The following is an 11432-nucleotide window of genomic DNA, read 5'->3' on the forward strand; positions in this document are numbered from 1 at the left end:
TTGCTTTGAACTGAATTGTACTTTTGGTCTGTCAAATAAAGCTGGTTAATCTCTTGTTCTAGTTGATGGGGATGCTTATTAGTATCAGCCATATCATTCGCCGGTAAATAATTTAGCGTAGCGTTAATTGTAACCGAGGAGTCTAGCTGATCAGGTTGAATTGGGAGCAGAGTTTGTTGCTGATTTAAATTAGCAATGGAGTTATTGTTGAAGTTACTGCTGCTATCCTCGGCCAGAGCTGTGCTAGTTAATCCGCACAAAGCTGTTGTCAATATCAATTTATTAAACATATGTTCTCCTTGTAATTTTTTATATGAAATAGTATCCTCCTACCAAGATAAAATCAGACCACTAGTGAACCAAAACCATATAATTTCGTACCGTTTTATTGGCTTTTACTAAATAAAGATTTTGAATGGTGACCAATATCTATTTTGGTAATTTAAATATTCTATTACCTTTAGAAGGTATTATTTTCTTGGGTTTTTATTTTGGGTACAAAGTATCATTGCAAATACCTTTTTGCAATAATTTAACCAACAAACCTTATAGCCTTCCTTAAGACAAGGCACGCATAAATATCTTATTGATTTTAAATCATTCATTACTTTTGAATTCACTTTAATAAGCTATCAAAACTTAAAGTTCATGAGAAAATATAATATTTAAAGGTAGTTTTTAAGAGATAATGATTTTTGATGAATTACAAATGTAACAAACCTAGCAGGTTTGTATCTTGCTTTTATCTGTTGAATTTAAAAATGAATAACTTTAACCTCATGACTCATTAAGCACTACCTTTATACCAACTATGATTGTGGCTATGTGCACATTTCATAAGTGATGATTTAGAACCCGCAAAATTCGAATATTGTCGCCTGAAGTGGTTTACCGTATTAATCCATGAGTCAATTTTAATATTGAGCACAACTAATATTTTTGGTACTTCGCTTGAAACTGCTCCGCATTTATTTGGCTGAATGATACGACAGCTAAAATCAGCTAACGCTAAATAATCAAATAATGTAAAAGGGATTGTATTTTTGTCTGCCGTTAAACCAAAGTTCATCAAAGCTTTAGGTTGCTGTAATACTCTAAAACCTGATTTTTTATTTGCTGTATTCTTTTGTTTTTTCTGCTGCTTTTGAAAAGACTGGTATTGTTTAATACGTTCTTGAATTGATGTGAAATCACTATTTAACAAGGAGTTTGCCATTTTTGCACGAATAGGGTTTAAATCAACATACATCATGCAACTTAATAATGCTGTTTCATCTAATAATGCTTGGGATTTAAAACGCCCTTCCCAAAACCTGCCGGTACAATTATCTTCAAAGTTAGCTTTTCGAGCAATGAATTCATTTAAATTGCGCATAAACCAACTGATATCAAACAAGCGTGTACGCCATTCATTCACTATTTCATTTATCCGATATAAACACGCACTATCTAGTTTTTCACCCGCTCTATAACGGTCAACTAAAACACAACCATGATAAAGTTGATACCAACGCTCAATCACTTCATCATCACTTAAATTTAAAGCACCGTCTCTATTTACCTTTAAAACAAGATGATAGTGATTTGACATAATTGCATAAGCTGCAATATCGATTAAAAATATGGTTGAAAGGCGTTTTATTCTATCGACCAGCCAAGTACGCCTGTGGTCAAAGTTATTACCTGAGAATTTGTCATCGCCACATAAAAAACTTCTACGAATACAACGATTAATGCAGTGATAATACGGGGTTGCATCTAAATCAATTAAAGACTCTCTTGCCCTAGCCATACTCACCACCAATAATGATTTACCAGTGGTTAAAGTATAGACAACCCACCTAATTCTTCAAATATCAAAGACATATTTATGGGTGTCTATAGTTGTTTTCACACCTAATTCTTCAAATATCAAAGACATATTTATGGGTGTCTATAGTAATAGTTGTTTACGGGGTGGGGTTGCATCTAAATCAATTAAAGACTCTCTTGCCCTAGCCATACTCACCACCAATAATGATTTACCAGTGGTTAAAGTATAGACAACCCACCTAATTCTTCAAATATCAAAGACATATTTATGGGTGTCTATAGTTGTTTACGGGGTGGGGTTGCATCTAAATCAATTAAAGACTCTCTTGCCCTAGCCATACTCACCACCAATAATGATTTACCAGTGGTTAAAGTATAGACAACCCACCTAATTCTTCAAATATCAAAGACATATTTATGGGTGTCTATAATTGCTTTTACACCTAATTCTTCAAATATCAAAGACATATTTATGGGTGTCTATAGTTGTTATATAGTTGTTATAGTTCCTTTTTAATAAAGAAATGACCCCTTTTTAAAGACATATTTATGGGTGTCTATTTTTATTTTCATTCCGTTTAGGTATTTCTTTAAGCATTACTGTATTTCTAATTGTTCCTATATTCAAAAGACTTTTAGTTGAAAATTCACCATTAACTCTTACATATTTGCCATTTAATGATTTAACTAATTTATTAAAATTAGGAGCAGCTCTTTCTTTCTCGTTAAATTCAATTTCAACTGCATCATAAAATCGTGCATACTCTAAAGCCTCATGAGAGTGAAATAACATTATTTTTTTCTTCATCACACCATTTCCAATATGCACTTTTCCTTCCCAAAAAAAACCTTCAAGCCATAATTGTTTTAAATGAAAATCAACTTTTAGTGGTATCAATTCATAAAAAGAGGTTTTTTGGCCATAATCTTTATTTGCTTTTATTTCAAAAGGTAAAATCACCATTAAAATATAAAAAACAACCCCTATTTTGATATTATTAATTATTAACATTTTTTCCCACACATTTTTGTTACTGAACCCGTATATTTCCATAAAGCTGTACTTGAGTTATATTCACCAGTACTTAGATATGCAGCACTTATTACTTTAGAATCAACATCAGCTACATCTGTAGGCATGGTATAAGAAACATTACTATGTCCATGTGAGTGCCATTCAGCAATTGGAGAGAATGAACCAAAAGTAGAGTTGCTTATAGTTGTTACATTATGGGCATAATTAGTTGTTATATTCCCTGAAAAATATCTAGTGCTTGTAAGTTTAGTTTCAAGGTCATAATACATATCATTTTTAAAAATACGAGCACCTATTTCCATATCATACTTTTCAGACAATGATTGAATGTTATTATGATACCACTTCGCGGCGTCATCCATAGTTAAAAAACCACCGCTATTATTTTTTTTATCTAATGAAATTTGTAATTCTTTTATTTTCGCATTTATATCATTTAATTGTTCTTCAGTAAGATTAACAGGACCTGATGAATATGGTGATTTCTTATTTAATTTATCACCCCAATCGGCTCTCAACGCAGCAGCAAATGCCGCACCGACAGCACCATTAGCAAACTTGCCTCCAGTTAATTTTGAGATAGTACCACCAACAACTGCTGCAACTAATACTTGAACAGGAGCGTTACTACTATATTGTCCTCCTGTAGCCGAACCTAAGCCAGCAGACCAGAATCCGTGCCCAAATTTACCACCTTGTAAATCGGACATTACACCGCCAACGGCACCACTTGCTAAGAATCCTTCTGCTCCGCTGAAGGAAGCTCCAATACCTCCCATAACAGCACCTGTTAATGCTCCAGTTGCCGCTCCTTTGAGCGAGCCTGTCATAATAGCGCCAGAAACAAAACCTGCGGCAGCTCCCCCTAAAGCGGCTGCACCAGCTGATAATTGTGCCGCAGCAACCCAGCCAGTAGCCAGACCAAATGTATAGTACGCAGCCACAGCAGCAACAATCATCCTCCCATACTTCTTAACAAACTTCCCTAGTGCTTTAAAAAAATACCCACTCGGATCGGTATATGACATAGGGTTATTCAGAACATAAGAATATCGATTATAACTCTGACTATTACTAGGAGCCTGAATATTTGGATCAGCTTGTAAGAATCGACCAAGCGTTGGATCGTAGATCCGACCGTTCATATGAATGACATTTAAACCATTAAGCATTTCATGGCCAGTATACCCTTGGCGTGCATACCGTTTATATGGCCCAAATGCATTTTCAGTCATGTCGACCTGCTCACCAAATGCCTTGTAATAAAATGCCTGTACTACTTTTGCGTTACTGGTCACTGCCAATACCGAGCCTAAATGGTCGCGTACCATAAGTTTACGACTAATAACCCCAGTGCCGACATCTTTTGTGATCATAATATTGCCAACAGCATATTGGTAACTCAGTTGCGCATTGCCATTATCACTTAATTTTTGAATACGCTCAAAGGCACCAAAATAATGTGTTTGGGTATCTTTACGCTCACCTTCAGTATCAAGGCCGGCACCATTGCCCGCTAAGTAGGTATCTTTGCGGAAATAACGTGATAAACCCGCACCATATCTAAAGTTAACTTGCATATTCGCGTTTTGACTAATTTGCGTTACTTTATCAAAAGCCGAATAAATGAAATTTCTGTTACCATCGGTTTGTAAGTTACCGTTATTATCGTAACTGAAATTACGCCCTGTATTGGTATCGGTGCGCAGTGCATGTGGCCCAGCATTACCCTTACTACGCGCTGTATTACCGTAACTAAAATGATTTGTTTTTGCATCACAGGCTTTAGCGCCTTCTTTTTGCAACATATTGCCAATTGCATCATAACAATAATAGTTATCGGCACCTGCTTGAGCGCCATAACGCATAGCCGTTTGTTTTAAACGATTCAGGCCATCATATTGATATTCATCGGTACGTGTCGCATCGTATAAGCTATTAATATCGCGCTGTTTAAGTTGTCCAAAAGCATTATATGCATATGACGCGTTAAGTTCCCCTAACACGGAACCATTAGCAATACCTAATGTACTAAAGCCTTTTTCCAGACCGGTATTAGCATCAAAATTATGCTTAATGGTTTGGTTACCTAAAAATTGCTCTTCTGTTACCTGACCACGGTAGTTCACTGCAACAATTTTTTTCAGCTCAGTGACATTCACTGTATTGCTTGCGGCATCAAATTCTAAGCTATGCTCAGATGTTTTAATGCCATTGGCATTAAATTGATAGCCAACTGCATAATCATTACTTAATTGCGACATGTAAACACGGCTTAAACCATCGTAATAATTACGTTGATATTGGCTCACTGTCGGCGCATCATCATGATAAATGTCTGTAGTGGTGCTTTCTAAACGGGCTAAAGTATCGTAACCATATTGTTTTTCAAATACGACTTTGCTATCAACACGACAGCTTGCGCCTTTTACGACACGCTCAGAATCTTTTGCCCCCTGGTACAGACCATCAAACATAAAACAACGGGACTCACTTGCGCCAGTTGCATTATCGATACGCTGTATCACACGCCCTAATGTATCGTAATTAAACCAAGTAACGGTCTTATTGCCACTTTCTTGCCACTTTAACTCACCAAAAGCATTGTACTTATAAGTCCAAAGGCCTTTGTCTGGGTCATTCATTGTGATTTTATTGCCAGCACTGTCATACGTATTTTGAATAACGTTTAATAGGCTGTCTGTTGTGGTTAATAGTTTACCGTAAGCATCATATGTGAATGCAATGCTGCTTGCGGTTGCACCGTCTGCTGCATCCGCATTGTCTATGGTGTTAACCAACTCACCGGCAACATTAAAGGTGCTGACTTTTTTAACCTTTTTAGTACCATCTGAATGTACTTGTGTTTGGCTGTATTTGTCATACGTTGTTGTAACCGTTAAAGCTGAACCGTTAAAGCTCGGTGTTGTTTGGCTGATCGTACGCCCTAAAATATCAAACTCAGACGTTTGCCATTGCGTTGCTGTGACTGTTTCTGTACTGAGTGGAATAGACTGTTTATGTGTACGGCCAAACTCATCAAATTGTGTTATCGCATATTGATACTTATTTGCATTATAAGTATTGCTTTTAACTTTATAAGCACGTCCTAAGTTATCAAAATAAGACGTTGATGGTAAACCCGTTGAACTTGTTACCGTTTCGCTATAACCCAATTGCGGCTGACTTGCATTAACCCAGCTACGGTTTATTAACTTACTTAAACCATTTGGCGTTTGTGTTGCTGTTGCCTGACCAAAAGCATTGTAGCGATAAACAGTAGTAAACCCATTTGCAAGGGCTGCATCATCACAACTGGCGACATTGGTGGTTTTTGAGGTCACTAAACCTGTCACAGAGTTCACGTTAAAACACGTTGTATAACCCAAGTCATTGCTTTGGCTTGTCATAAAACGTTGGTCTGCGTCATACTTCATGGTTTGTGTACGACTGATTGCATCGGAGAAGCTTGTTGTACTGTAATTATCGCCCGAATTACCGCCCGCGATAAGCGCCTTACCAGATACCGTTTTAGTTTCTATATTACCTTTAGCATTAAAAGTATATTCAGTTGTAACCTGTTGGTCTGAGCCTAATGCGGTAATTTCAGTATTTAAAATACCCTGAGCATTATAACCAAAGCCACTCATTCTAGATTGCGTTGTACTGAGATTATCTTTTGTAACTGTTTTTGATACAGCGCTACAGGTTAATCGACCAAAACGCGCATAATCTTTGATGTAACTGGTATTGTAGTCACTTACACCCGCAGCACAGCTACCCCCTCCTTTAAGGTAACTATTGGTGCTGGTTGTTTTAAATACATGACTATCATCTGCATTTTTTAATATTACTTCACTTGACGTTAAATTACCTGTTGCATCATACCCATTGGTGGTTGTTGTGGTGCTTTTAATCCCACCATCAGTATAGGTAACGCCATTAGCACCACCGCTTAAGTGATAGGCTTTTTCAGTGCTTTTTTCAATATAAGTAAAATAAGGTGACTTTGGTGCGCTGGTATCTAAGGCATCAACCGTTACTAACTTTTTATACTCATTAACCGCTTCTGATAAAAGAATACTGCCTGTACCGTCTTTTTTAATCATGCTTTGACGTGTTTTAGTGGGCATGCCAATAAATTCAGGTTCAGATAGCTCACTCGGGTTAGCAATACTGGCATCAAAACCTTGATTGTAATAAGTTTCAGTGACCATATCATATGTTTCATCACGGCCATCTATGGTAGTTAATTTAGCAAAACCTAAATAACCACGACCTTGACCATGCAATGCCATATTGGCATATTTATATTTCACCGAAGCCTGGGTGCCAGTACCATCAGGACTGGTTGCTTCACTAACTACATATACAGGATTTGTAACGCTAATAAGAGGAAAACGCACTTCCACAGTGCCTTCATAAACACTGCTATCAGTTAATGGTTTATATGTCACACCCGTTTGATTGCCCATGCCATCAATAAAGTGCTTAATAACATTATTTTTGCTATTTGATGTATTGATACGGTAATACAGTGACCACTTATTGTCTCTGAGTCTTGCCCAATCTAATGCGCCGTCACCATCAAAGTCGCCATACTGAATGATATCCGTGTCTTTTTTCTCAAAAGCAAAGCTACTTTGCAAGCCATAAGCGTTACTCGCTTCAAAACCCTTTGTTGTTGGATTAAAGCGTTTAACAAACCAGGATGAATTATTATTGTTGTTATAGGTTAATAAATCAGTATGACCATCCATGTCAAAGTCCATTAACATGTAGTCTTTTTCTTCAAGGCCTTTGAGTGCCTCAACAACGATGCCTGGCATAAACCCTTCACCGGTACTTATTCTTACAGTGCCACTACTTGGATATAAAATATCAGCCATGCCGTCACCATTAAAGTCGGCTAACTTCATTTTATATAACGAGCTGATCTCTGTATCATGTGAAGTGAATTGACCCCCTTGATTTAATAGTAAAACTGTTTTTGAGCCATTAGGGTATAAACAAGGTTCACCGTTATTACAGGTATTCATTTCATCTAGTTTATATAAGATTAACTTAACCAATATATCTGTTAAACCATCACCATTGGCATCAAGCCAAACAAGGTCTTTGATTTCACTTTGCCCATCACTTCCGTCAGTTGGTGAAGTATAAATACCCTTTATAGCTGCAAAATAATTATTTGTTGTTCCGGCATTTACATCAATACTTTGATTTAAATTCACATGAATTTTTGAGGATATGCTTCCTGATTTTTGTGGAGACGTTTTATCTGACAACGTTATTTTATACGTCATATCCAGCAAACCATCACCATTGATATCAGCAAAGTTTACATCTTTAGCATCAGCGGTAGCGGCAGGCAAAACGAGCTCACCAATTAATGTATGGGCCTTACTTTCTATGCTACAAAGGTATTCATGTCCAGACTCTGTTTCACATTCATTGACTTCTCTAACTCCGGGACTATAAAAAATACCATGCCATTGTGTTTGTGTACCAACATAACTGGGTATTAATAAGTCTTGACGGCCATCACCATTTATATCTACAACCTTGGCATATTCAAAAGCGTAATTATCTTGATTGTTTGAGCCACTTAACGATACTGTTTCAGTTGTATACCCTCCTTCACGGCTCTTTTTACCAAAGGTAACTTGCCAAGAAGTATCTGTTTTAGGCTCAATGAAATCAGAAATACCATCACCGTTAAAATCAAGAATGCGTGTATAACCACCATTGTGATCAGTACTTATGTCAACGGGATTTGAACCACTGAATGTCGGTAGCGTTACATTTCCTCCACCTAGCTCCACTGACCAGTTAAACGTAACAGGTTTGGCACAATGGGTATTTTCAGCAATACATTCTGTAATGGTATCGATATAAGATAATCGATTATGCGTTGTGCTATACCCGATATCGTAATAACGGTTGGCAAAATGACTACCGCCTTTAGACACAGCAACTGTAACACCCGCAAGCCGTTGTGTTTGCTGATATTTCTGACCATACCTATAGCCATACTGACGGTCAAACTTTTGCCCTTCAGGCTTATCTTCTGAATGAACAGTAACCGTCACTGGACCGTAAGTAACTTTATCTAAAATCAATTCATCTGTGTTATTAATCGTTTTAAATTGATAGTTAATGGTATTACCATGAGTATCGACAATAGAACTACGCAACCAAGTTAATGCCACTGCAACATTGCCTGTTACACTTGAATTAATAGACTGTACAGCTGTCGTTGCATTATTTTTATTACCATAATAATGTGTTTCACCTGACTTAGTTTCAGCGGTAAAACCTATGATGTCTGCACCTGATATATTAGCGGTATATTCTGTGAAACTATCTTGTTCAGTGCGATATACACCAGCACTTACTTCAATAAGGCGTTGCCCATCAACACAAAAAGCATCATCCGCTGTAAACGAAATATCCTCAACAAAAGCATCACCTAAGTCATCGTAATAATGTGACTTACCACAGCGGCTAATTGATGACATACCAGATAAAGACCAACCCACACCAGCAAAACCTGTGCGCGTATTAGCACTAGAATAACCCAAACCTAATTCTGGACGAATGCCAGCTGGACCAATTGGTAAGTTAAAAGGCACCTGATATGTCGCATTACCCGACTCATCCACTCTAAACTGGCCGGGTGTTGAAGCAATAATATTACCCGCACCTTTCGTTGGTAGCTCTAATCTTTGTGTATCATTTGTTTTTGCAAAATCGGAACTTGTAAAAGTATATAGCTCAGGCTCTCCAGCCTTAACCACATAACCATCATTACTATTTTCAAACACAACATTAACTGTGCCATCTGCATTGGTTAATTTAATATCTTCTAAACTATCACCACTGAAATCACCTAATTCAAAGTTAAATTCACTGGGGATTAATGTTAATTTTTGCCAATCAGCAGCTGATACTGCTGTGACTGTCCACGTACCATTTGTATCTTTTGATAATTTTAAATAACTGCCATTTACTTCTATATATAAGTTGCCTGCGGTATCTGTATAAACAAGCGCAATTGCTTTAACACCGGCTTTAAAGCTCACAACCTCTTCAACATCAACAGTGCCAACACTTGCTTTAACTGTCAGTTTATAATTACTTTGTGCTAATAAACCAAAATCGAACGTGTAAACATCATTCGTTTTAACCGCGTCTTTCCATTGTATTGCAGCACCATTATTTGATAAACCAAATGACACACTATCTAAAGTAACGCCTTGTGCTAATTCAAACGTAGCGCGGGCAACAAAATTGGCATTTGATGCAACCGTTGCAGCTGATTGCGCTGAATACTGGTAATTAATATTCGCCGTTTTCACCACCTCAATACCTGTTTGACAGGTATTGCTTGATACTACTTCTATCGGGTGATTATATTTTTTGGCAATCGCTAATAATTCATACACATGTGTATTGCCTGTCAGCGGCAAAATCCACTGCTCTTTCGTCGCAGTTGCAATGCACGCATTTAAAGCATGTGATTTAGCAACTTGGGTCGTAAGATATGCATACTCACCCTTTACCGATAAGTTGGTAATGGTATTAAGCGCTTGAGCCTGAGCTGATACGCTCAAACTACCCAATAGTAATAATAAATTGACAAAACAAAAGTGCATTACCTTGCTCAGTCGCCTGCTCACATGTGTCATATAAATGTCTCGATTTTTATTTTAAATGGGTTATTACAAATACGTAAAAAGCCATTAGCTGGTTTTAAACAGCTAATGGCGGTAAATTATTTTTTAATAAATGATTTCACTCACTATTGCGACTCTTGGTTACTAACAATAGGTTTACCAAGTAAATCAATGGATAGAAAGTTGATTTTAATTTCTTCATTAACCTGATAACCTGACACTGTTTTCAACACAGTGATAATAATATTATTATTTGCACTTGTTAGCCTAAAGTCAGATAAAGCATCAAGGTTAAAATCACCTAATTCAATCGTATAGCCTGTAATTGTTAAAGAAAGTGCGTTCCATTCAGCTTGCGTCAATTCAACAACAGACCACTTATTACTTTCATCTTTCACAAGTTTTATATATTTGTGATCTAGCCCTTGAGGTATTTGTAAATACAGGCTGCCTCCAATATCTTTAAATACACTAATACCCGATGCAGAAACTGTTACTAATAATGATTTTTTCGGGCCACATTTACCACTCACATCACAAGCTTCAACATAAAAGGTATGTATACCCGGCAAATTAATACGTCGGTCAAATTTTATTTCAGTAGTCATTCTGTCAAACTTTAACCTTTCTAAAGCATCCGGTTTATCAACATATAAGTTGTAATAAGCATCACCGGTAAAGCTCAGCGGTAAAGACCAACTTAAAGTAGTAACTTGCCCTGTAATTATATTATCTGGTATTGCAGTGAAAGAGGTCACTTTACCAATGCCTGTTACAGAAACTGTAAGAGATTGTTGCGGCCCACAAACGCCACTTACATTACAGGCTTCAACATAAAATGTATGTGACCCCACCATATCAATTGTACGTTCAAAAGATATATCTGAAGTCATGCTTTTAAACTT

Annotated in this window: 5 protein-coding genes; all 5 read right to left on the reverse strand. The window is 37.0% G+C overall.

Annotated elements, in window-relative coordinates:
* Positions 1-290, reverse strand: a 290-nt coding sequence (locus tag BM088_RS14080; RefSeq protein WP_143085079.1) for a hypothetical protein, incomplete at its 3' end; no start/stop codon positions are given.
* A gap of 497 nt (positions 291-787) precedes the next feature.
* Positions 788-1792 (reverse strand): transposase, encoded by a 1005-nt coding sequence (locus tag BM088_RS14085; protein ID WP_091985117.1) that lies wholly within the window; start codon positions 1790-1792, stop codon positions 788-790.
* 567 nt (positions 1793-2359) lie between these two features.
* Positions 2360-2824, reverse strand: a complete 465-nt coding sequence (locus tag BM088_RS14090) for a hypothetical protein (protein ID WP_091985120.1) — start codon at positions 2822-2824, stop codon at positions 2360-2362.
* Positions 2818-10539, reverse strand: coding sequence for a toxin TcdB middle/N-terminal domain-containing protein (locus BM088_RS14095; protein WP_091985124.1), 7722 nt, complete (start codon positions 10537-10539; stop codon positions 2818-2820). The genes BM088_RS14090 and BM088_RS14095 overlap by 7 nt, the downstream gene beginning before the upstream one ends.
* Positions 10540-10652: 113 nt before the next feature.
* On the reverse strand, positions 10653-11432 hold a 780-nt coding region (locus BM088_RS27255), incomplete at its 5' end, for a hypothetical protein (RefSeq protein ID WP_218156525.1).

The sequence above is a fragment of the Pseudoalteromonas denitrificans DSM 6059 genome, from assembly GCF_900112265.1.
Lineage (GTDB): Bacteria > Pseudomonadota > Gammaproteobacteria > Enterobacterales > Alteromonadaceae > Pseudoalteromonas > Pseudoalteromonas denitrificans.

Coding starts and splice junctions, on each gene's coding strand:
- BM088_RS14085 (WP_091985117.1), bottom strand. CDS start 1,792: ATGGCTAGGGCAAGAGAGTCTTTAATTGATTTAGATGCAACCCCGTAT.
- BM088_RS14090 (WP_091985120.1), bottom strand. CDS start 2,824: ATGTTAATAATTAATAATATCAAAATAGGGGTTGTTTTTTATATTTTA.
- BM088_RS14095 (WP_091985124.1), bottom strand. CDS start 10,539: ATGACACATGTGAGCAGGCGACTGAGCAAGGTAATGCACTTTTGTTTT.